Annotated in this window: 24 protein-coding genes and 1 riboswitch; of the genes, 11 read left to right on the forward strand and 13 right to left on the reverse strand. The window is 69.9% G+C overall.

From position 1 onward, the window contains the following. The first annotated feature begins 52 nt into the window (after positions 1-52). Positions 53-162: riboswitch (TPP riboswitch) on the forward strand. The 7 genes from AB0F44_RS05085 to thiC all read left to right on the forward strand — a co-directional run bounded on the left by AB0F44_RS05085 (position 156) and on the right by thiC (position 5,879). Beyond that, a complete protein-coding gene (locus tag AB0F44_RS05085) occupies positions 156-761 on the forward strand; it encodes a thiamine phosphate synthase (RefSeq protein WP_357353301.1) in 606 nt (201 codons plus the stop codon). Its footprint overlaps the riboswitch before it by 7 nt. Then, positions 761-1,849, forward strand: a complete 1,089-nt coding sequence (gene thiO, locus AB0F44_RS05090; RefSeq protein WP_357353303.1) for a glycine oxidase ThiO — start codon at positions 761-763, stop codon at positions 1,847-1,849. Before AB0F44_RS05085 ends, thiO begins: the two co-directional genes overlap by 1 nt. After that, positions 1,846-2,046, forward strand: a complete 201-nt coding sequence (thiS, locus tag AB0F44_RS05095; RefSeq protein ID WP_179656574.1) for a sulfur carrier protein ThiS — start codon at positions 1,846-1,848, stop codon at positions 2,044-2,046. Before thiO ends, thiS begins: the two co-directional genes overlap by 4 nt. Next, entirely contained in the window at positions 2,043-2,822 is a 780-nt protein-coding gene (locus tag AB0F44_RS05100; protein ID WP_357353305.1) for a thiazole synthase, read from the forward strand. Before thiS ends, AB0F44_RS05100 begins: the two co-directional genes overlap by 4 nt. Continuing rightward, entirely contained in the window at positions 2,819-3,409 is a 591-nt protein-coding gene (locus AB0F44_RS05105) for a thiamine phosphate synthase (protein ID WP_357353307.1), read from the forward strand. Before AB0F44_RS05100 ends, AB0F44_RS05105 begins: the two co-directional genes overlap by 4 nt. Then, on the forward strand, positions 3,406-4,194 hold the full coding sequence (gene thiD / locus AB0F44_RS05110) for a bifunctional hydroxymethylpyrimidine kinase/phosphomethylpyrimidine kinase (RefSeq protein ID WP_357353309.1): 789 nt from the start codon (positions 3,406-3,408) through the stop codon (positions 4,192-4,194). The genes AB0F44_RS05105 and thiD overlap by 4 nt, the downstream gene beginning before the upstream one ends. Next, positions 4,191-5,879 (forward strand): phosphomethylpyrimidine synthase ThiC, encoded by a 1,689-nt coding sequence (gene thiC, locus AB0F44_RS05115; protein WP_357353311.1) that lies wholly within the window; start codon positions 4,191-4,193, stop codon positions 5,877-5,879. The genes thiD and thiC overlap by 4 nt, the downstream gene beginning before the upstream one ends. A gap of 55 nt (positions 5,880-5,934) precedes the next feature. Here thiC and AB0F44_RS05120 read toward each other — a convergent pair whose 3' ends face one another. Continuing rightward, complete coding sequence (locus AB0F44_RS05120; protein ID WP_357353312.1) at positions 5,935-6,834, reverse strand: NAD(P)-binding domain-containing protein; 900 nt, start codon at positions 6,832-6,834, stop codon at positions 5,935-5,937. Positions 6,835-6,961: 127 nt separating this feature from the next. On the opposite strand from AB0F44_RS05120, the gene AB0F44_RS05125 reads away from it, so the two are divergent. From AB0F44_RS05125 to ugpC, 4 genes are all read left to right on the forward strand, one after another. Further along, positions 6,962-7,630, forward strand: a complete 669-nt coding sequence (locus AB0F44_RS05125; RefSeq protein ID WP_357353313.1) for a DUF1707 domain-containing protein — start codon at positions 6,962-6,964, stop codon at positions 7,628-7,630. Positions 7,631-7,685: 55 nt separating this feature from the next. Then, positions 7,686-8,366, forward strand: a complete 681-nt coding sequence (locus AB0F44_RS05130; protein ID WP_357353314.1) for a DUF1707 domain-containing protein — start codon at positions 7,686-7,688, stop codon at positions 8,364-8,366. Between the two features lie 120 nt (positions 8,367-8,486). Beyond that, positions 8,487-10,208, forward strand: coding sequence for a sulfatase-like hydrolase/transferase (locus AB0F44_RS05135; protein WP_357353315.1), 1,722 nt, complete (start codon positions 8,487-8,489; stop codon positions 10,206-10,208). A gap of 103 nt (positions 10,209-10,311) precedes the next feature. Next, positions 10,312-11,382 (forward strand): sn-glycerol-3-phosphate ABC transporter ATP-binding protein UgpC, encoded by a 1,071-nt coding sequence (gene ugpC, locus AB0F44_RS05140; protein WP_350662389.1) that lies wholly within the window; start codon positions 10,312-10,314, stop codon positions 11,380-11,382. A gap of 16 nt (positions 11,383-11,398) precedes the next feature. Here ugpC and AB0F44_RS05145 read toward each other — a convergent pair whose 3' ends face one another. From AB0F44_RS05145 to AB0F44_RS05200, 12 genes are all read right to left on the reverse strand, one after another. Then, positions 11,399-12,376, reverse strand: a complete 978-nt coding sequence (locus AB0F44_RS05145; protein WP_357353736.1) for a cytochrome c oxidase assembly protein — start codon at positions 12,374-12,376, stop codon at positions 11,399-11,401. Positions 12,377-12,410: 34 nt separating this feature from the next. Continuing rightward, positions 12,411-13,076 carry a helix-turn-helix domain-containing protein gene (locus AB0F44_RS05150; RefSeq protein ID WP_357353317.1) on the reverse strand — a complete coding sequence of 222 codons (666 nt, stop codon included), beginning with the start codon at positions 13,074-13,076 and terminating at the stop codon, positions 12,411-12,413. Between the two features lie 3 nt (positions 13,077-13,079). Continuing rightward, positions 13,080-14,003, reverse strand: coding sequence for an alpha/beta hydrolase (locus AB0F44_RS05155; RefSeq protein WP_357353319.1), 924 nt, complete (start codon positions 14,001-14,003; stop codon positions 13,080-13,082). Positions 14,004-14,023: 20 nt separating this feature from the next. Then, positions 14,024-14,458: a hypothetical protein gene (locus tag AB0F44_RS05160; protein WP_357353321.1), complete on the reverse strand. Its 435-nt coding sequence runs from the start codon at positions 14,456-14,458 to the stop codon at positions 14,024-14,026. A 65-nt stretch (positions 14,459-14,523) separates the two neighbouring features. After that, a complete protein-coding gene (locus AB0F44_RS05165; RefSeq protein ID WP_357353323.1) occupies positions 14,524-16,314 on the reverse strand; it encodes an alpha/beta hydrolase in 1,791 nt (596 codons plus the stop codon). Then, entirely contained in the window at positions 16,311-16,616 is a 306-nt protein-coding gene (locus AB0F44_RS05170; RefSeq protein ID WP_357353325.1) for a hypothetical protein, read from the reverse strand. Before AB0F44_RS05170 ends, AB0F44_RS05165 begins: the two co-directional genes overlap by 4 nt. Beyond that, entirely contained in the window at positions 16,613-17,080 is a 468-nt protein-coding gene (locus AB0F44_RS05175; RefSeq protein WP_357353327.1) for a hypothetical protein, read from the reverse strand. The genes AB0F44_RS05170 and AB0F44_RS05175 overlap by 4 nt, the downstream gene beginning before the upstream one ends. 182 nt (positions 17,081-17,262) lie before the next feature. Next, complete coding sequence (gene glpX / locus AB0F44_RS05180; RefSeq protein WP_357353329.1) at positions 17,263-18,282, reverse strand: class II fructose-bisphosphatase; 1,020 nt, start codon at positions 18,280-18,282, stop codon at positions 17,263-17,265. A gap of 43 nt (positions 18,283-18,325) precedes the next feature. Beyond that, a complete protein-coding gene (locus AB0F44_RS05185) occupies positions 18,326-19,024 on the reverse strand; it encodes an ATP-binding cassette domain-containing protein (protein WP_357353331.1) in 699 nt (232 codons plus the stop codon). Next, positions 19,021-19,863: an ABC transporter permease gene (locus AB0F44_RS05190; protein WP_357353333.1), complete on the reverse strand. Its 843-nt coding sequence runs from the start codon at positions 19,861-19,863 to the stop codon at positions 19,021-19,023. Before AB0F44_RS05190 ends, AB0F44_RS05185 begins: the two co-directional genes overlap by 4 nt. Continuing rightward, positions 19,841-20,596, reverse strand: a complete 756-nt coding sequence (gene modA / locus AB0F44_RS05195) for a molybdate ABC transporter substrate-binding protein (protein WP_357353335.1) — start codon at positions 20,594-20,596, stop codon at positions 19,841-19,843. Before modA ends, AB0F44_RS05190 begins: the two co-directional genes overlap by 23 nt. After that, positions 20,593-20,982, reverse strand: coding sequence for a helix-turn-helix transcriptional regulator (locus AB0F44_RS05200; RefSeq protein ID WP_357353337.1), 390 nt, complete (start codon positions 20,980-20,982; stop codon positions 20,593-20,595). The genes modA and AB0F44_RS05200 overlap by 4 nt, the downstream gene beginning before the upstream one ends. Positions 20,983-21,026: the final 44 nt, after the last annotated feature.

The following is a 21,026-nucleotide window of genomic DNA, read 5'->3' on the forward strand; positions in this document are numbered from 1 at the left end:
CGCTGTGCGGGCCCTCGGGCTGCGGCCGCTCGGGGATGCGCGCTATGGTCGGAGACGTCCACACGGGAGTCCGCGGCAGCGGGCTGAGAGGGAGCTGGAGCCGCTCCGACCGTTACACCTGATCCGGATCATGCCGGCGAAGGAAGTGATTGGTTGTGCTTCTTCCACGTATTTTCTGTCTGGTCTCCTCGACCGATGACCTCGCCCTGCTGCCCGACTTCGCCGAGGCCGGGGTCGCCGGCTTCCAGGTCCGGGACAAGGCCGCGACCACCCGGGAGCTGCTCGCTCTGACGGCGACCGTGATCGAGCGGGTCGGTGCGTACGACGCCTGTGTGGTGGTCGACGACCGGCTCGACGTGGCGCTCGCGTCCGGTGCGCACGGCGTCCACCTCGGTGCCTCCGACCTTCCGCTGGCCGAGGCCCGGCGGATCGCCGACGCCGTCGCTCCGGGGCTGGTCATCGGCGCGACCTGCCGGGACCGTGCCGCGGTCGAGGCGGCCGCCGCCGTGGGCGCGGATTACGCCGGCTTCGGCCCGATCTTCGCCACCACCTCCAAGGCCGGGCTCCCCGACCCGCTGGGGGTCTCCGCGGTCTCCGACGCTGCCGGTGTCCTCCCGCTGATCGCGATCGGCGGGATCTCGACGGCTTCCGCCGGGGCTGTACGCGCCGCCGGTGCCCACGGGGTCGCCGTGATCGGCGGGCTCTGGCGACAACCCGACCCACGCCAGGCCGCGAAGGAGCTCGTGGAAGCCGTCGGCTGATGCGGGCGCGGATCCTCGGTGCCGGGATCGTCGGGCTCTCCGTGGCCGACGAGCTGATCCGCCGTGAGCACGAGGTCACGGTGGTCGATCCGGCGCCGGGCTCGGGGGCGTCGTACGCCGCGGCCGGCATGCTCAGCCCGGCCGGTGAGGCCTGGTACGGCGAGGAAAAGCTGACCCGGCTCTGTCTGTCGTCCCTGGCGCTCTGGCCCGACTTCGCCGCCCGGCTCGGGGTGCCCGTGCACACCCGCGGGACCCTGCTGGTCGGCCTCGATGCCGGGGACGTCCAGCAGGTCGAGCGGCAGCTCTCGGTGCTCGATCTCGCCGGGGTCTCCTACGAGAGGCTCCTACGCCGCGAACTGCTCGCCCGTGAACCCGGACTCGGCCGCGTGGCGGGCGGGGCCTTCCTCGCCGAGGACCACTCCGTCGACCCGCGTGCGGTCGTCGCGGCCCTGCTCGATCGGGTCGGGGACCGTGTTGGTCTCGACACGCCTCCGCCTAGCGGCTCCGGCGGCTCGACCGACGGAACCGCTGGTCGAGCCGCCGTCGTGAGGGACGAACGACGGCGTGTCGAGACCAACACGGTCACCGTCATCGCGACCGGCGCGAAGCTGCCCGCTCCGTACTCCTCCCTTATCCGCCCGGTGCGCGGCGATGTGGTGCGCGTGCGGACGCAGGAGCGAGTGGAGCGGACGGTGCGGGCCTGGGCGCACGGCGAGCAGATCTACGTGGTGCCGCGGATCGACAGCGACGAGGTGGTCATCGGGGCCACCACCGAGGAGCGCGACGGTCCGCTGCTGCCGACCGTCGAAGGCGTGTGGAGGCTGCTCGACTCCGCCCGCCGGGTGGTGCCGGCGCTCGACCGCGCGAGCGTGGTGGAGGTGACCTCGCGGGACCGCCCCGGGACCGCCGACAACCTCCCGCTGGTCGGTCCGACCCACGAGCCGGGCGTCGTGCTCGCCGCGGGCGCCTACCGCAACGGGGTCCTGCTGGCGCCGCTCATCGCGCAGCTGGTGGCCGACCACATCGAGACAGGGTCAGTGGAGCCCGCGGTCGATCCGCGCCGGTTCCGGATGAAGGAGGACGGATGAAGATCACCGTGAACAGCGAGCCGACGGAGGTCAGCGGCACCGTTGCCGACCTGCTCGAGGCACGTACCGGCGACCGGCGGCCGAGTGGCATCGCCGTCGCCGTGGACGAGGAGATCGTGCCGCGCGACGACTGGGCGCGATGGCAGCTCCAGGACGGTCATGTCGTCGAGATCGTGACGGCGGTGCAGGGCGGATGACCACCCCACCGATGACCAGCCTGAAGATCGCCGGGCGCGAGCTCTCCTCACGCCTCTTCCTCGGCACCGGCGGCCTGCCCAACCTGGCCCTGCTCCCCGACGTCATCGACGCTGCCGAGCCCGGTCTGGTGACGGTCTCGATGCGGCGTACGTCCTCGACCGCGTCCGGTGGACTGCTCGAGACACTGCGCGCGGCGGAGGTGCCGATCCTGCCCAACACCGCGGGCTGCCTCTCGGCACGCGAGGCCGTGCTGACCGCCGAGCTCGCCCGCGAGGCGCTGGAGACCGACTGGGTCAAGCTGGAGGTGATCGGTGACGAGACCTCGCTGATGCCCGACGCCGTCGAGCTCGTCGAGGCCGCCGAGCAGCTGGTGCGCAAGGGCTTCACGGTCCTTCCGTACGCCACCGACGACCCCGTCCTCGCCCGCCGGCTCGAGGACGCCGGCTGCGCGGCGGTGATGCCGCTCGGCTCGCCGATCGGGTCGGGGCTGGGGCTGCTGAACCCGTACGCGATCGAGGCGGTCGTCGCCGCGGTGTCCGTGCCCGTCGTGCTCGATGCCGGTGTCGGGACGGCCTCGGACGCGGCCCTGGCGATGGAGCTCGGCTGCGCCGCCGTCCTCGCCGCCACCGCGGTGACCCGCGCCGACGATCCGGTCGGGATGGCTCACGCGCTGCGCCTGGCCGTCGAGGCCGGGTACACCGCCCGCGCCGCCGGCCGGATCCCGCGGCAGGCGGTCGCCCGGGCCTCCTCGCCGATGGAGGGCCGGATCGCATGAGCGCGCTACCGCGACTGCTCGTCCTCACCGACCGCTCCCAGCTGCCGCTCGGCCGCAGCCTGTTCGCGACGATGGCAGCGTGCGCCGAGGCCGGCCTGACCCACGTCGTGCTCCGTGAGCTCGACGAGCCCCTGGAGCATCGAGCAAAGCTGGCCGACCTGCTCGCCGGACTCGGCCTGAACGTGATCGCCGCCCACACCGCTCTACCCGCCGCAGTGGGCCTGCACCTGCCCGCATCCGCGAGCTGCAACACCTCACCCGTAGGACTACACCGCGGTCGCAGCTGCCACAGCGCCACCGAGGTCGCCACCGCGGCCGAGGAGGGGTTCGACTACGCGATGCTGAGCCCGTACGCGCTGACCGAGTCCAAGCCCGGCTACGGGCCGCCGCTCGGACCGGATGCGTTCGGAGACCTGCCGCTCCCGACGTACGCGCTGGGTGGGATCACCCCGGACAACGCCGCCGAGGCGGTGGCGGCCGGGGCCCATGGCGTGGCTGTGATGGGCGCGGTGATGCGCGCGGAGGAGCCGGCCGAGGTCGTACGTGACCTGCTGGCCGCCCTCGGCACTGCGGCGGTGGCGTCATGAACCCGCCGGTCGCTCTCACCGTCGCGGGCACCGACTCCGGGGGAGCGGCGGGTACGGCGGCCGATCTGGCCACCTTCGCCGCGCTCGGCGTGCACGGAGCCTGCGTGATCACCGCCGTCACCGCCCAGGACACAACCGGGGTCAGCGACATCCACGCCGTCCCGATCGCCACCGTCGAGGCTCAGCTCCGCGCCGTCTTCGACGATCTTCCGGTCGCGGCGGTCAAGACCGGCATGCTCGGCAGCGCCGAGGCGGTCGAGCTCGTCGCGCGTCTCTGCGCCGACCGGCCTCTCGTCGTCGACCCCGTCCTGGTCGCCACCTCCGGCGCGGTGCTCGGCGGCGAGGACGTACGCCGCGCCTATCTCGACCATCTGCTCCCCGTCGCCACCGTCGTCACCCCCAACCTCGACGAGGCCCGGGCCCTGGCCGGGCGCGACGGATCGCCCGAGGGGCTGGCGGTTGCTCTCGCTGATGGCTCGACCAGCGGGTGCGCCGTGATCGTCACCGGAGGCGACCCGGAGGCAACGGGGACATGCACAGACTGGCTCGCCGAGCCGGGGAAGCCGCCGATCCCGCTCACTCACCCCGCCGTCCCCACGAACAACGACCACGGCACCGGCTGCACCTACAGCTCGGCCCTGGCCGCTCACCTCGCCTACGGCGCCCCGCTGCACGAAGCGGCGGAGCAGGCCGCTGCGTACGTCATCCGACAGCTCACCAGAAGCCAGCACTGGACCCTCGGCCGCGGCCGAGGACCGATCGCCCACACCAAGGAGACCGCATGACCGTCCACCCCGCCCACACCCGCCTCGAGATCGGCGACCTGAAGGTCCCGGTGACCCGGGTCGCGCTCACCAACGGCGAGACCTTCGACCGCTACTGCACCGAGGGCCCCGGCTCCGCTCCGGAGCAGGGCCTCCCGCCCCGCCGCCTCGAATGGATCGAGGAGCGCGGCGACACCGAGCAGTACGAGGGACGCCCGACGGACCTCCGGGACAACGGCAAGACCGCGGTACGCCGCGGCGAAGCCACCCAGGAGTGGCAGGGCGAGCGCCGGCAGCCCCGGAAGGGCAAGAACATCTCGCAGATGCACTACGCGCGACAGGGCATCATCACCAAGGAGATGGCCTACGTCGCGGTGCGCGAGAGCTGCGACCCCGAGCTGGTCCGCGAGGAGGTCGCGGCGGGCCGGGCGATCATCCCCAACAACGTCAACCACCCCGAGTCCGAGCCGATGATCATCGGGAAGCGGTTCCTGGTGAAGATCAACGCCAACATCGGCAACTCCGCGGTCACCAGCAGCATCGCGGAAGAGGTCGACAAGCTCACCCACGCGATCACCTGGGGTGCCGACACGGTGATGGACCTGAGCACCGGCGACGACATCCACACCACCCGCGAGTGGATCCTGCGCAACTCACCCGTCCCGATCGGCACCGTCCCGATCTACCAGGCCCTGGAGAAGGTCAACGGCGAGGCCGACAAGCTGACCTGGGAGGTGTTCCGGGACACCGTCATCGAGCAGGCCGAGCAGGGCGTCGACTACATGACGATCCACGCCGGCGTACTCCTCCGCTACGTCCCGCTCACGGCCAACCGCGTCACCGGCATCGTCAGCCGCGGCGGCTCGATCATGGCCGGCTGGTGCCTCGCGCACCACGAGGAGAGCTTCCTCTACACCCATTTCGACGAGCTCTGCGAGATCTTCAAGCAGTACGACGTCGCCTTCTCCCTCGGCGACGGCCTCCGCCCGGGCTCCACCGCCGACGCCAACGACGAGGCCCAGCTCTCCGAGCTGCGGACGCTGGCCGAGCTCACCGAGCGCGCCTGGGAGCACGACGTACAGGTCATGGTCGAGGGCCCCGGCCACGTCCCGCTCAACCTCGTGGAGGAGAACGTACGCCTGCAGCAGGAGTGGTGCCACGGCGCGCCGTTCTACACGCTGGGCCCGCTCGCCACCGACATCGCGCCCGGCTACGACCACATCACCAGCGCCATCGGCGCGGCCACGATCGCCATGCACGGCACCGCGATGCTCTGCTACGTCACCCCCAAGGAGCACCTCGGCCTGCCGGACAGGGACGACGTGAAGACCGGCGTGATCACCTACAAGCTCGCCGCCCACGCCGCCGACATCGCCAAGGGTCACCCCGGCGCCCGCGACCACGACGACGCGCTCTCCAAGGCGCGCTTCGAGTTCCGCTGGCGTGACCAGTTCGCCCTCTCGCTGGACCCGGTCACCGCGGAGAGCTTCCACGACGAGACCCTGCCGGCCGAGAACGCCAAGACCGCCCACTTCTGCTCCATGTGCGGCCCGAAGTTCTGTTCGATGAAGATCAGCCAGGACGTACGCGACCGCTTCGGTGGAAAGGACGGCGCGTCCGCCGAGGAGATCGAGGCGGGGATGCTGGAGAAGTCGAAGGAGTTCGCGGCAGCGGGCAGCCGCGTGTATCTCCCGCTCGCCGACTGACCTGACTCGGCGGGGCCCTGGCCGACCGGCGGCCAAGGCCCCGCCGCCCCCAGAGCTACCCCTCGGCGCGCAGGCTCTCGACGACCCGGGGCAGCCCCTCCGAGCCGTACCCCGCATCGATCTGTCTGGCGATCAGCGCCTGGACGGCAGCGATCGGGGCGGGATCGATCCCCTGCTCCTCGCTGGCACGCACGATGTGCGAGAGGTCGGAGAACTCCAGGCTCTGCTGGCCCGCGACGGTGTAGTCGCCGCCGTCGATGACCTTGGCGTAGCCGGCGAGCTCCCCGGTCATGGCGGCGAGGAACGCGGCCTGTCGAGCGGCGAAGTCCGACGCGCTCATCCCCATGGTGGCGACCATCGCGGCACCGTGGAAGAAGCCCGTGAACATCTGGTACATCCCCGACAGCATCGCCAGGTCCACCAGCGACGCCCGGCCGGCGTCCTCGCCGTGGAACTCGCTCGTGGCCCAGACGTCGAGCGTCGGCAGGAGGGCGTCGTACGCAGCCCGCGAGCCGCTGTAGAAGATCTGGCCCGCGCGGGCCCCGATCATGGCGGGCACGGCCATGATGGCGCCGTCGAGGTAGTCGATGCCGTGCTCGGCCGCCCAGGAGGCGAGCGCACGCGACTCGTTCGGCGTCGTGGTCGTGACGTTGACCAGGGTGCGGCCACGCAGCTCGCCGGTGGCCAGACCGAGGGTCTCCTCGACGGAGGAGTGATCGAGCAGGCAGGCGATGACCACGGGGCTGGCCAGCACCGCCGCGGGGACCGAGTCCGCGGCACCGGCGCCGCGGGCCACCAGGTCCTTGGCGCGGCCAGGCGTACGGTTCCAGACGGTCACGGAACGGCCGGCGTCGAGCAACGCGCTCGCCAGCGCGCTGCCCATCGCGCCGAGGCCGAGCACGCTGATGTCGGTCGAAGGGATCGAGTTTCGATTGGTTTCTGACACGTCATCCATGCTGGAGGACATCGCCCGGCTGCGGGAGTACCCACTATTTACTGGGGTACGCACCAATCGGTCAGTGCCCAGTCTCAGGGTTGAACCTGAGAGACGGGCGACACCTACGCCGATAGCATTCAGGATCATGGGACTCCCTGAACCGCACCCCGGCCAGCCACGCCGAGCCGACCTGCGCGTCAGCGATGCCGACCGCCATGCGGTGGCCGAGATCCTGCGCGAGGCCGCGGGCGAGGGCCGGCTGGACATCGACGAGCTCGAGGAGCGGCTCGAGGAGACCTACAAGGCCAAGACGTACGCCGACCTGGAGCCGATCACGCAGGACCTGCCGATCGCGGGGCAGGCGCCCGTGATGCCCGCGGCGCCGGCCGCCGGCGCGGTGCCGGTCGTCTACAGCGAGGGCGAGGCGAGCGACAGCGCCAGCGCGTTCCTGAGCAACGTCGAGCGCAAGGGCGTGTGGGTGGTTCCTCAGCAGTTCTCGGTCCACGCGGTGCTGGGCGACGCCAACATCGACCTGCGCGAGGCGCACTACTCAGCTCGTGAGGTGGTCATCAACGCGACCTCCGTCCTGGGCAGCGTGAAGGTCACCGTCCCACCGAACGTGCACGTGATCGTGGAGGGCAATGGCGTTCTCGGGGAGTTCAACGAGCCGTCCGCGAAGGTGCCCGAGGCGCTCACCGCGGACTCCCCGGTGGTGCGGGTGCGGGGCCTCGCTGTGCTCGGCGACGTGACCGTCAAGCGTCGGGGCCCGCGCGGCCCGAAGCGCACGCTGAGGCAACACCTCGGCCTGGAGTGATGCCATCGGGGGATTGTTGAGGCGTTCCTCCGAGCCCCCCACTAGCATTCGCCCCATGGGAACGACCCCCGAGCCATTCCGCGGCCAGAATCCTGATCCGAACCTCCGGATCAGCGATGCCGACCGCCACAAGGTGGCCGACATCCTGCGCGAGGCCGCAGGCGAGGGCCGCCTGGAGATCGACGAGCTCGACGACCGCCTCGAGGCGACCTTCAAGGCCAAGACGTACGCCGACCTGATCCCGATCACCGTCGACCTGCCGGCCGTGGGCACCCCGGCGCCGCCGGTCCCGGTGTCCAAGCCCGCCACCGGGAACAGCCCCGCGGTCTTCGCCGCCAACCCGATCGAGAGTCAGCTCTACGTCGCGGTCATGAGCGGCGTCGACCGTCGCGGGGTCTGGACGGTGCCGGCGACCGGCAACGTGATCGCCCTGATGGGCGGTGCCGACCTCGACATGCGTCAGGCGCAGTTCTCCGCGCAGGAGACCGTGATCTACGCCAACGCGATCATGGGCGGGGTCAACATCACCGTCGGCCCCGATGTCCAGGTCGTGATGCAGGGAGTCGGGATCATGGGCGGCTATGTCGGTCCGCGCGGCATCGAGCCGACCGGTGGTCCCGTGCTGCGGGTCAAGGGCCTGGCGCTGATGGGTGGCGTCACCGTCATCCGCAAGCCGTTGAAGGAAGCGAAGGGCTCGCGGCAGCTGAGGATGCCGCCGCCGCACGAGCTGCACTGAGCAACACATCTCGGGGGATGGTCCGCTCCGCGGACCGATTTTGTCGTGCCTGGAAATCAGGCACTAACCTCACCTGAACAAGATATTGTGTAGTTACATAATAGACAAAGGAGTCTCGGGATGAAGCCGAAGTGGAGCGCACTGCTGGGCGCCGCACTCGTGGCCGTCGTGGCCCTGATCGCCGGACTCCTGGTCCTCGGACCGAAGACGGTCGCCGCCGGGTCTGCCGCCGCCGACCCGTCGGCCGCACCGGTCGAGGACGCGGCGGAGCTGGCCGCCACGACCGACGAGCGCCCCAACATGGTCCTGATCCTGATGGACGACTTCTCCCTGGAGCTGCTCCGCACGATGCCGGAGGCGACCAGGATGGCGGCCGAGGGCGCGACGTACCAGAACTCCTTCGTCATCGACTCGCTCTGCTGCCCCTCGCGCGCGGCGCTGCTGACCGGGCAGACGCCGCACCACACCAAGGTGCTCACCAACACCCAGAACGACCCTGAGCACCCGGTCGGCGGCTGGTCGGCCTTCCAGCGCTACGGCAACGTCGAGAAGCAGTTCAGCATCGGGCTCCAGGAGGCCGGCTACACGACCGGGTTCGTGGGGAAGTACATCAACGCCTACGAGGCCACCATCGGTGCCGACGGCAAGCGCGTCCCGCCGCCCAAGGTGCCCGGCTGGGACTCCTGGAACGCGCTCCTCGGCGGCGCCTATGGCGGCTGGGGCTACCAGAGCACCTTCCTCGACGGCAACGGCGCGGTGCAGCTGCGCAACCACCCGCGACCGCCGACCTCGGCCGGTCCGGCCGTGAAGGACGCCGGGTACGCCGGCAACGTCACCCGCGACTATGCCTTGGACTTCATTGAGAAGCACCGCGACGACGAGGACCCCTACTTCCTCGAGATCGCCGCCTACGGGCCCCACTCGCGTCTCGGCCACCACTACCCGGGCCTGGACACCTGGTTCCCGCCCGCGTTCGCCGACCAGGCGCCTGCGGGCAACCCCGCGGGCGGCAACTGCGGCCGGGTCGAGTGCGCCGACCTGACGCTCAAGGACCTGGCCGGCTACGGCGACGACCGCTGGGACAACGCGCCCACCTACCTCGGCCGTGGGGGACGTACGTCGCAGGCTCCTGCCTGGCGCACCAACAAGGTCTCGCTGACCGACGAGACCGCGCTGAGCCAGTACCGCGACCGTGCCCGGATGGTGCAGTCGATCGACCGGATGATCGCCCAGGTGCGAGAGGCCGCCGGCGAGGACACCTACATCGTGCTGACCTCCGACAACGGCTTCCACCTGGGCCAGCACCAGCTCAACGGGGGCAAGGGCGCGCCGTACGACTCCGACACCCGCGTCCCCCTGGTCGTCGTCGGCCCCGACGTGGTGCCCGGCAAGCGCAGCCAGTTCGTCAACAACATCGACCTCGCGCCGACGTTCCTCGACATCGCGGGCGCCCCGACCCCGTCGTACGTCTCGGGGAGCTCGTTCGCGGAGACCCTGAGCCGGCCGCGGCTGCCGGGCGGGCGGTACGCCTTCTTCGAGCACACCTACGCCAAGTCGCATCCCGGTGAGGTCGACCTCGACAACGGCTCGGGCGGCACCATCGACATCATCCCGTCCTACATCGCGGTGCGCGGATCGCAGGGGCTGCTGGTCCGGTTCGACCTGGACAAGTCCTGGAAGGGCACCGACTACGCCTACGAGCTCTACCGCTACGACCGGCCGTGGGAGGACCGCAACGTCTTCGCCGAGGACCACGCGAAGCCGTATGCCCGCGACCTGATGCGCCGGCTCAATGCCTACGAGGGTTGCGCACCAGCTGTGTGCCGGGCTTTGACCCGCTGATAACTGATCTGGGCTATGGTGTCTCCGCCGAGGAAATGTGTCCTCGGTCACTTCACAACGGATCGTCCGGCACGTACCTGCCGGTGAAGGAGACAACGGAATCATGGCAACAGTTACGTTCGAGAAGGCGCAGCGGTGGTATGCCGGCGCCAACGAGCCCGCGGTCAAGGGCATCGACCTCGAGATCCAGGACGGCGAGTTCATGGTGCTCGTCGGTCCGTCCGGATGCGGTAAGACCACCACCCTGCGCATGCTCGCCGGGCTGGAGGAGGTCAACTCGGGTGCCATCAAGATCGGCGACCGCGAGGTCACCAACGTGGCCCCCAAGGACCGCGACATCGCGATGGTCTTCCAGAACTACGCGCTCTACCCACACATGAGCGTCGCCGAGAACATGGCGTTCTCGCTGAAGATGGCCAAGGTCCCGAAGGCCGAGCGTGACAAGCTCGTCGCCGACGCCGCCAAGACCCTGGGCCTGACCGACTACCTCGACCGCAAGCCGAAGGCGCTCTCCGGTGGTCAGCGCCAGCGCGTCGCCATGGGCCGTGCGATCGTCCGCCAGCCGCAGGTCTTCTGCATGGACGAGCCGCTCTCCAACCTCGACGCCAAGATGCGCGTGCAGACCCGCACCGACATCGCCAAGCTCCAGGCCGACCTCGGCATCACCACCGTCTACGTCACCCACGACCAGGTCGAGGCGATGACGATGGGCGACCGTGTCGCGGTGATGAACAACGGCGAGCTGCAGCAGGTCGCCACCCCGCTCGAGCTCTACCGCAAGCCGGTCAACCTCTTCGTCGCCGGCTTCATCGGCTCGCCGCAGATGAACCTCATCAAGGCCACCGCCGCCGACGGCGGCGCCAAGATCGAGGAGTACGTCGTCCCGGTCGGCGCCACCGACCTGCCCAAGGAGATCACCATCGGCGTGCGCCCGGAGAGCTTCCGGATCGTCGGTGAGGGCGAGGGCGGGCTGCCGGTCCAGGTGACCGTCGTCGAGGAGCTCGGCTCCGACTCCTACGTCTACGGCACCAGCGACGTCGAGGGTGTCCCGTCGACCCTGATCGTCCGGGTCTCCTCCAAGGACCACGTCGGCAAGGGCGACACGATCTACGTCACCACCGACCCCGAGGACGTCCACGTCTTCGACACCGAGTCGGGCCTGCGCGTCAACTGACGCTCTACCGACGCACTCAGTGCTGCTGGTTCATTCTGGCCAGCATCGCGTTGTAGGCATCGAGGGCCTCGTCGCTGTCGGGATCCACGGATCCCGGCTCGGCGGGGCCCTCGGTCGTGCCCCGGGCGCTCTCCTCGGCGAGCCGGCTGCTGCGTACGCCGTCGAGGAAGCGGCCGGTCATCTTGGCCCGGCGCTCGGGTGAGGAGACAACGGCGATGACCAGGCCGATGGCGAGCAGCATCATGCCGCCGTCACCGCCGGCCCACATCAGGCCGCCGGCGGTCTGGATGTCGCTCACCGCGTCGAGCGCCCACTCGGGCCGGGCGCCGGAGTAGACCGGGTAGAGGTCGCGCTCGGTCTGCAGCATCACGATGCCCACGATCGTGTCGGGCACCATGCCGACGACGAGGAGCGCGATCCGGCCCAGGTAGGGAAAGTCGGGACGTACCTTCTCCTCGCCGATCGCGCCGGTGAGGAAGAGGAAGCCGGCGACGACGTAGAGCACCTGCTCCCCGACCATCAGCGGCGTGCTCTCCGCCATCGAGTCCATGAACCCGGACAGGTGGGTGCCGATGATGACCACCGAGTAGAGCAGGGTGCCGGTGACCGGGTGGATCAGGATGGTGACCGGGAGCGATCGCATCGCCCGCTCGGCCCGTGGGCCGGTCTCGGCGATGACGGTGAGCGGGTGCCCGAGCACCAGGAGCGTCGGCACGACCATGATCAGCGTCAGGTGGAGCACCATGTGCATCCAGGCCAGCGCCATCGCGTAGCCGTTGATGGCCGAGGCGACCACGACGTACATCAGGCCGAGACCGGTCAGGAACGACGCCACCCGCCAGCCCTTGACCGTCGACGCCGGGCCGGCGGCGTTGCGGAGCGTGAGATAGCCCGCGGCGAGGATGACCACGGCGAGCAGCCAGCCGGGCTGGAGACTCCAGGTGGTGAAGAACTCGGACCAGCCGAGCGCGGGCAGCGAGCCGTGGTCGTGCATGGTGCTCACGGTATCTCCGGTCCGCGATCGGGGGCTATTTCGGGCGGCTCGTGGGGTCGATCAGGGGGACGAGGAACAGCCGGGCGAGCGCGCGCAGCTGCGCCTCGTCGTCGATGTCGACGACCTCGCTCGGGGTGACCAGGAACGAGGTCGAGGTGCGGACCATCAGCTCGGCGACGAGGTCGACCTCGACCTCTGCAGGTACGTTGCCGGCCCGCTGCTCGCGACGCAGTTGGCCCGCGACGAAGCGCGCGATCGTGGCCACGGTGCGGCCGCCGTCGCCGACGATCGAGTGCACCAGCGAGTCGGCCTCGACGGTGAGCAGGCCACCGATCAGCGGGTTGCCGCGGATCGCCCGCATCGCGCTGGCGAAGCCGATCTCCACGCGCTCGGCGGCGTCGGCGGCATCGGCGATGTCGAGGACGAACTGGTCGAAGTAGCGCCGGAACTCGCGGCGTACGACCTGCTCGACGAGTGCGTCCTTGTTGGCGAAGCGGCGGTAGACGGTGATCCGGGCGACCCCGGCGCGGTTCGCGACCTCCTCCATGGTGGTGCGCCTGATCCCGATCTGGCGGAACTGCTCCGCGGCGGCGTCGAGGAGCTTCGCGGTCACCGCCTCGTCCTCGATGGGCTCGGCGACATCCGCGAGCGCCCGCGCGAGCAGCGAGCCCGACTCGCCCTCGGGGACCGTGGCGCGCATCCGCTACGCGGTGACGGTGCGGTCGGCGGCTCGGTCAGCGGTGCGGCGTACGACCTTGATGAAGGCCGGCCACAGTGCGCGGGGAAGGTCGTGGCCCATGCCCTTGAACAGGGTGATCTCCGATCCAGGGACGGCGGCGGCGGTCGCCCGGCCGCCGGAGACGTGGACCATCTTGTCGGTCAGGCCGTGGATCACGCTGAACGGGACCTGGATGCGCCCGAGGTCCTCGGTGCGGTCGGGCTGGGTGAGGACGGCGAGCATCTGCCGCGCGACCGCCGGCCCATTGACGCCTCGGTTCCAGGTGTCGATCGCCCGCCGGCGTACCTCGTCCTCGGGCTCGGGGAACCCGGGGGAGCCGATCTGGAGACCGCCCTTGATCTGGCGCTCGATGTAGCCCTCCAGGCCGGGCTTCTTGATGACCAGCGCGGGCAGCAGGGTCGGGTGCTGGAAGCCGACGCCGCGACGGCCGGTGGTGGACATCGTCGAGCAGACCGAGCGCACCCGGTCGGGGTGGCGGATGGCGAGGGTCTGGGCGATCATCCCGCCCATCGACACGCCCCACACGTGCGCCGAGTCGATGCCGAGATGGGTCAGCAGCGCGGCCGCGTCGTCGGCGAGGTCGTCCATCGCGTACGGCGCAGGCGTCGGCAGCCCCGCGAACGCCCGCGCCAGCCGCGCGAGCGTGATCCGCTCGTCGGACGGGTGCGGCGAGGAGTGGCCGATGTCGCGGTTGTCGTAGCGGACCACGTAGAACCCGGCCCGGGCCAGCTGCTCGCACAGCTCGGTGTTCCACCAGGTCATCGGGCCGCCGAGCCCCATGATCAGCAGCAGCGGATCAGCGTCGGGACTGCCGAACGTGTCGTACGCCAGCTCGACTCCTCCGGGGAGGAAGGCGGTGGACTCGGTCGGCTCGGCGGCGGTGGTCATGTGCAAACTTTACCGGGTCGTCATTGCAGGTCGACCGGTTCACCGACGACGAAGCCGTCCCAGTCGCTCATGTCTTCCTGATCGATCTCGATCGGGGGTCCCTGAACGACGAGGCCGACCGCCCCGGGGGCATTCGGGTAGGTCTGGAAATGGGCGGTCAGGTCACCGTGCGAAAGTCGCAGCGAGTTCCCACTGAACGTTGGGCTGAACTCCTCGAGCTCGTCGCGCAGCGCGTTGAGCGGGTCCTGTTGCTCCGTGACGAAGTCGGCTTGGACGTCGTACTTGTACGACTTGTACTTGTCCGAGACCCCCTTCTGATCCACGCCGTCGTACGCCTCCGTTGCGTTCTTGGGGGACGTGGCGAGCCTCGTCGAGGCAGCGGCCGACAGCTCGCGTGCCCACGTGAGTACGTCGTCTCGCTGTTGTTCGAGCTCGGCGTAGGTCTTGTCGCTCACTCCGCCACATCCTCCGGTAAGCAGGATCGTCAGTGTCGCCATCACGGCGGCTAGGGCCCGAGCCCTCATCGGCCGTCCGTGTCCGGGCTGGTCGGGGTGCGGTCGCTCTCGGGGTCGACCGGGTCGCGGTACCACGGGTCGTACACCTGCCCGGCGCGCACCACGTCGTCGTACTGGCCGTTGACGATGTGGGCCATGTTGGCGAGTGACTCCGAGTCGTGGTCGTAGTACTTGACGTGGTCGTCGATGTTGGGGACCGACCCTCTGCTGGTGCTCTCGGCCTGAAAGCGTACGGCACCGAAGTCGTCCTCGGCCGGGTTATGGCCGAGGCCGGCACCGGCCAGCTGGGCGAAGGCGCCGCCGAGGGGGCCGGTGAGCACACCCGCGCCCAGGGCAGCGGGGCTGACCCATCCCGTCTGCCCCAGCCGGCCCACGAGGTCTTCGCTGTTCGTGCCGACGAAGACGTGTCCCGAGCCGACGCCCAGGTCGTCGGCGGAGTCGGCATCGTCGCCGGCTCCGGGGCTGCCCAGCAGGACGACGTCGTCGACGTCAGGACGGCCGTCGGTCATCGCGTGCGCGACGGTCGTCGAGCCGTAGCTGTGGCCGATGGCGGTGAGGTGGAAGTCGTCGGAACGCATGGCGTTGAGGCCGTCGAGGGTGTCGGCGAGCCGCTCCCCGCCGGCGGTCGCCATGCCCTCAGCCGCAACACCGGCCGAGTCGGCTCCGCTGGGCGCGTCATAGCCGATCCAGAACATGGTGGCTGTGCTGGTGCCGCCTTCGAACGAAGCTGCCTGATGGAGGTTGATCACATCCTCGGCATTCGACTGGGACGACTCCATGTCGGTGGTCAAGCCCGGCACACTGACCGATACATTGCTCGCCGTGTCGAGGTCGCCGACCGCCATCGCGACACGCCCGTCTCCGCCAAACGCCATCGGGTCATAGATGTAGACCTGGGCGTCGTAGTTCTCGTTCGTCATCGGGTCCTTGGACCTCTCGATCTTGTCACGCGCGACATCTGCGGCCTTCGCGTTGTCGTAGCGGGTCTGCTCATCCTCGGTGCGCTGGTCCTCGGGGATGGCGCCGAGCTCGGCAAGGTCACGGTCGAGCGAGATCGTGTTTGCGTCACTGCGGTCGGCCGCGGGGATGCCGTCGGTGTTCCCCACGATCTCGGGGTACGCGGCGGTCATGCCCGCTCGTTGCTCTTCGGTGAGGCCGTCCCACCAGGCCTTGATCGCCTTGGGGTCCTTGCTGGACGGCATCGAGTCCTTGGCGGTGTCAGCGGGATCGGCGACTCCGGCGTACTTCTGATCGACCTGCCGCTCGGTCATCGCACCGCGGAGTGCGGCCGCGACCTTCTCCTCGCTGGCCTCGAGATCCTCGGCCCACTTCACCAAGTCCGATTCGTACGTCTCGACCTGGCTGGTGCAGCGGTCGCAGTCCGACTTGAGGATGCGTAGATCGGTCTCGTCGGTGGGCAGCGGGTTCGCTCGGGCGGTGAGCTCGTCGACCTGGCGGGCCAGGCGCTCTCGTTCGCCCTTGAGATCCTGGTGACGTCGCTTGAGGTCGACCAGGTCGTCGCCATGGCCGAGGACGGCGTTGGCCGCGGCGCGCAACGCCAGCGAGCAGGCATCGGCGTGCGTGCCGATGGGGCTGAGCGCTTGCGCGTACGCGGCGGCCGCCTGACCGTCGAGGAGGCCGGAGTCCTTCGCCTTTCCGCCGACGAACGAGCCGTGGTCGTCGAAGATCGATGACGAGGTACGCAGCGTGGACCCCATCTCCTGCACCTTCTGGCCGTCCGCGGTGAACTCGGGCGTCTCGCTCGGCCTCGGGGGCAGGGAGACGGTGATGGTCACCGGATCTCCTTGATGGTGCTCAGCACCAAGGATGCGTTGATGTCGCTCTTCGCGTCGGTCTCGAGGATGCCGATCGCGGTGCTCCTCAGCCCGTCGGCCTGGGACTCGGCGGAGCGGGCGGACTTCGTCGCGATCGCCTGCCACGCCTCGATGAACTGACCGACGAGGCTCGCCACGGTCGGCGTGAAACCAGCAGCGCCGACACCGTGGATCTGCCTCGCCGCAGCGGTGAGATGGAGATTCTCCGTATCCCACGCGGCAGCCGTGGACTGGACCTTGGCGGGTTCGACGTGCAGCGTCATACCAGCGCCTCCCGCACGTTCGCAGGGGGCCGGAGGAGCTGGCCGGTCACAGTCACCACGAGCCCGTGATGGCTCTCGGACCAGGTGCCGACGATCTGGACGTCCGCTCGTGAAGCGGTCCATCGATGGAACGCCTTCACCACGACCGTCGAGTGCCACCTCGCGTCTCGGAACGCCTGGTCAAGGCCAGCCAGAATCGCGTCGCCGTCGGCTGTTCGAGCCTCGAGTTGGGTCCAGCGGCGTACGTTCTCGCTGTTGTACGCCTCCCACCTCGGCCCGTCCGAGGTCGGCTCCGGCACGCGTGCGGCGATGGCTGCGACGGTCGCGTCCACCACCTGCGCCGACCGGCTCAGCTCAGCAGCCGTCGCCTCGGGCAGCGGCTCGGAAGGATCTGCCGGAGGCAGGATGACGATGTCGACGTCTGGACGACGCTCGCGCAGCGCGGCGAAGAATGGGTCCGTCACGTTGATGCCTCCCCGAGTGACATACACCTGAGACGCTCATTGATGCTCGTGTCGAACCACAAGATAGCAACAAAATGACACCACGGACGGTCTCTTCGGCGACGAGAAGGACAACGAGAAGCGCGGCAAGAACCAGGAGGTCCTTGCCGCGCATGTGGTCCGGCGCAAGCGCCGGGCGAGGATCAGAAGTCGATCGCGCTGTAGGCCTGGAGCTTGGCGAGCTGGTGCTCCGAGGTGACCTTGCGGATCGTGCCCGAGCGGCTGCGCATCACCAGGGAGTCGGTGACGATGGCGCCGTGGGGGAGGTACTGCACGCCCCGCATCAGGTCGCCGTCGGTGATGCCGGTGGCGACGAAGAAGCAGTCGTCGCCGGTGACCAGGTCGTCGGTGCGGAGCACGAAGTCGGGGTCGAGGTTGTGGCCGGCGTCGAGGGCGCGCTGGCGCTCCTCGTCGTCCTTGGGCCACAGCCGGCCCTGGATGGTGCCGCCGAGCGCCTTCATCGCGCACGCGGCGACGATGCCCTCGGGAGTGCCGCCGATGCCCATCAGCAGGTCGGCGCCGGAGCCGGCGCGGGCGGCCGAGATGGCGCCGGCGACGTCGCCGTCGACGATGAACTTGATCCGGGCGCCGGTCTCGCGGATCTCCTCGACCAGCTTGTCGTGGCGCGGCCGGTCGAGCACGATCACGGTGATGTCGGAAGCCTTGGTGTCCTTCGCCTTGGCCACCGCGGCGATGTTCTCGGCGACGGGAAGGCGGATGTCGACGACGTCGGCGGCCTCGGGGCCGGTGACCAGCTTCTCCATGTAGAAGACGGCGCTGGGGTCGTACATGCTGCCGCGCGGGGCGACGGCCATCACCGCGACGGCGTTGCTCATGCCCTTGGCGCACAGGGTGGTGCCGTCGATCGGGTCGACCGCGACGTCGCAGTCGGGGCCGGTGCCGTCGCCGACGCCCTCGCCGTTGTAGAGCATCGGGGCGTTGTCCTTCTCGCCCTCACCGATCACGACGGTGCCGTTCATGGCGACGGTGGAGATCATCGTGCGCATCGCGTTGACCGCGACGCCGTCCGCGCCGTTCTTGTCGCCACGACCCACCCAGCGGCCGGCGGCCATCGCCGCAGCCTCCGTCACGCGCACGAGCTCCAGGGCCAGGTTGCGGTCAGGAGCGGTGGGGGCGACGCCGAGCGGCTGGGTGTCGTTCATAGGGGTCAATCTATCGGCCGGGCGCGGTGGAGCGGCCACGGTGTCACTTGATCGATCCAGAGACAAGCCTCACAGCAAAACCCGACTGCGGGTCGTTCAGAACCTGGGCGGTGGGGCCGTCCTCGACGATGTGACCGTGCTCGATCACCACCACCCGGTCGGCGAGGGCACGGGCGTCGGCCGCGTCGTGGGTGACGATGATGGCGGTCCTGTCCTCGAGGGCGGTGCGCAGCGTCTGCCTCAGCGCGGGACGTACGTCGACGTCGAGCGAGGCCATCGGCTCGTCGAGCAGGAGCAGCTCGGGGTCGGCAGCGAGGGCTCGAGCCACCGCCACGCGCTGGGCCTGACCGCCGGAGATCTCCGTCGGTCTGCGCCCGGCGAGCATCTCGGCGCCGACCTCGGTGAGGTGGCGGGTGGCGAGCTCGTTGGCCTGACGGCGGTGTACGCCGCGGGCGCGGGGTGCGAAGGCGACGTTGGCCAGCACCGACAGGTGCGGGAAGAGCAGCGGGTCCTGGGCGAGGAGCGCGATCCCGCGGGCGTGCGGGGGAGTGCGGTCGAGGATGCGGTCGCCGAGGCGTACCTCTCCTTCGTCGGGACGAAGGAGTCCGGCGATCACGCCGAGGATGCTCGACTTGCCGGCGCCGTTGGGGCCGGTGAGCGCGACCGTCTCGCCGGCGGCCACGTCGAGGGTGACGTCGATGCCGCGCTGGGGGATGACGGCACGCAGGTGCAGAGAGCTCATAGGGCCCTCCCGTGGCGGGCGAACCCGATCACGGCGACCGCGACGACGACCAGCACCAGCGAGAGCGCGACCGCCGCGTCGGGGTTGTCGACGCGGAGCAGGTAGACCTGCAGCGGCATCGTGCTGGTGACCCCGGGGAGGTTGCCGGCGAAGGTGATCGTGGCGCCGAACTCGCCCAGGCAGCGGGCGAAGGCCAGGACCGATCCGGAGAGCAGGCCGGGTCCGACCAGAGGGAGGGTGACGCGCCGGAAGACGGTGGTCGGGCGGGCGCCGAGCGTCGCCGCGACCGCCTCGTAGCGGGTGCCGCTGGTGCGCAGCGCGCCCTCGAGGCTGATCACCAGGAACGGCAGCGCGACGAAGGTCTGCGCCAGCACCACGGCAAGCGTGGTGAACGTGATCTGGATGCCGACGAGGTCCAGGGACTGGCCGAGCAGCCCGCGGCGGCCGAAGGTGTAGAGCAGCGCCAGCCCGCTGACGACCGGCGGCAGCACGAGTGGAAGGAGCACCAACGAGCGCACGAGCCCCTGGCCCCGGAAGCTGGTGCGGGCGAGGACGGTGGAGAGAGGCACGCCGAAGAGGATGCACAGCGCCGTGCTGGCTGCCGCGGTGCGCAGGCTGAGCCAGAGCGCCTCCAGCGCGGACGGCGAGGTGATCAGCGCCGGGAAGCTCGCCAGGTCGACGCGGAGGATGATCGCGGCGAGCGGAATGATGATGAACGCCGCGGCGACGGCCGCCGGGAACCACAGCCAGCGCGGCATACCGACGGACGGACCGGCCCCCCGCTGCCGGTCCGTCCGCCTGGTGGTCCCGAGAAGATCAGGGCTGGCTGAAGCCGGCATCAGTCAGAACCTTCTGCCCGGTCTCGCTCAGCACCAGGTCGACGAACTCCTGGGCGAGGTCGGCGTCGTCGGAGCCGTCGAGGGCGCTGATCGGGTAGGTGTTCACGACCTGGTCGGACTCCTCGAACTCGACGCCCGTCACGGTGTCGCCGGCGGCGGTCACGTCGGTGACGTACACGACCCCGGCGTCGGCGTCACCGGAGGTGACCTTGGCGAGTACGTCGCTGACCGACTGCTCCTCGCTGACCGGCTCGATGTCGACGCCGGTCTCCTTCTCCATCTGAGCGGTCGCGCTGCCGCACGGGACCTCGGCCGCGCAGACCACGACCTTGGTCCCGGCCTTGGCGAGATCCTGGAAGCCGGTGATATCGGCCGGGTTGCCCGGCGGCGTGGCGATCTCGAGGGTGTTGACGGCGAAGTCCTGCGGGTCGGTGGCCAGGTCGCCGAGCTTGTCCATGTTCTTGGTGTCGGCCGAGGCGAAGACGTCCGCTGGGGCGCCGTCCTCGATCTGGGCCACCAGGTCGGAGGAGCCACCGAAGCTGGTGGTCACCTTCACGCCGGGGTGGTCCTTCTCGAACTCTTCGGCCAGCTCGGTGAACGTGTCGGTCAGCGAGGCTGCCGCGAAGACGGTCAGCTCCCGGTCCTCCGACCCTTCGCTCGAGCTCCCGCAGCCGGCGAGGGCGAGAACGGCCGCCATCGCGACGACGGCACCGATTCCAGGGTTCTTGATCATGGGCGCTCCACGACGACGTTGGTTGACTTGATGGATGCGACTGCGCTGACGCCTGGCTCGAGGCCCAGCTCGATGGCGGCCTCGGCGCTCATCAGCGAGACGATCCGGTAAGGCCCGCAGACCATCTCCACCTGGGCCATCACGGTGTCCAGGGTGGTCTTGGTGACGATCCCGAGCATCCGGTTGCGGGCGCTGACTGCCTTCGCCCGGTCCGGGTTGGGGGCATCGGCCAGCTCCGAGGCCAGTGCGGCCAGGACGACGCCGTCGATGACGGCCCGGCCGTTCTCCGTGCTCGCCTCGATCCGTCCCGCGTCGATCCAGCGGCGCACCGTGTCGTCGCTGACGCCGAGCAGGTCGGCGGCTTCGGCGATACGGTAGGTGGTCACCGGAGGAGTATCGCATCTGCGGCGAAATCCCGTCGCAGATGTCC

The organism is Nocardioides sp. NPDC023903 (assembly GCF_040639295.1).
Classification (GTDB): domain Bacteria; phylum Actinomycetota; class Actinomycetes; order Propionibacteriales; family Nocardioidaceae; genus Nocardioides.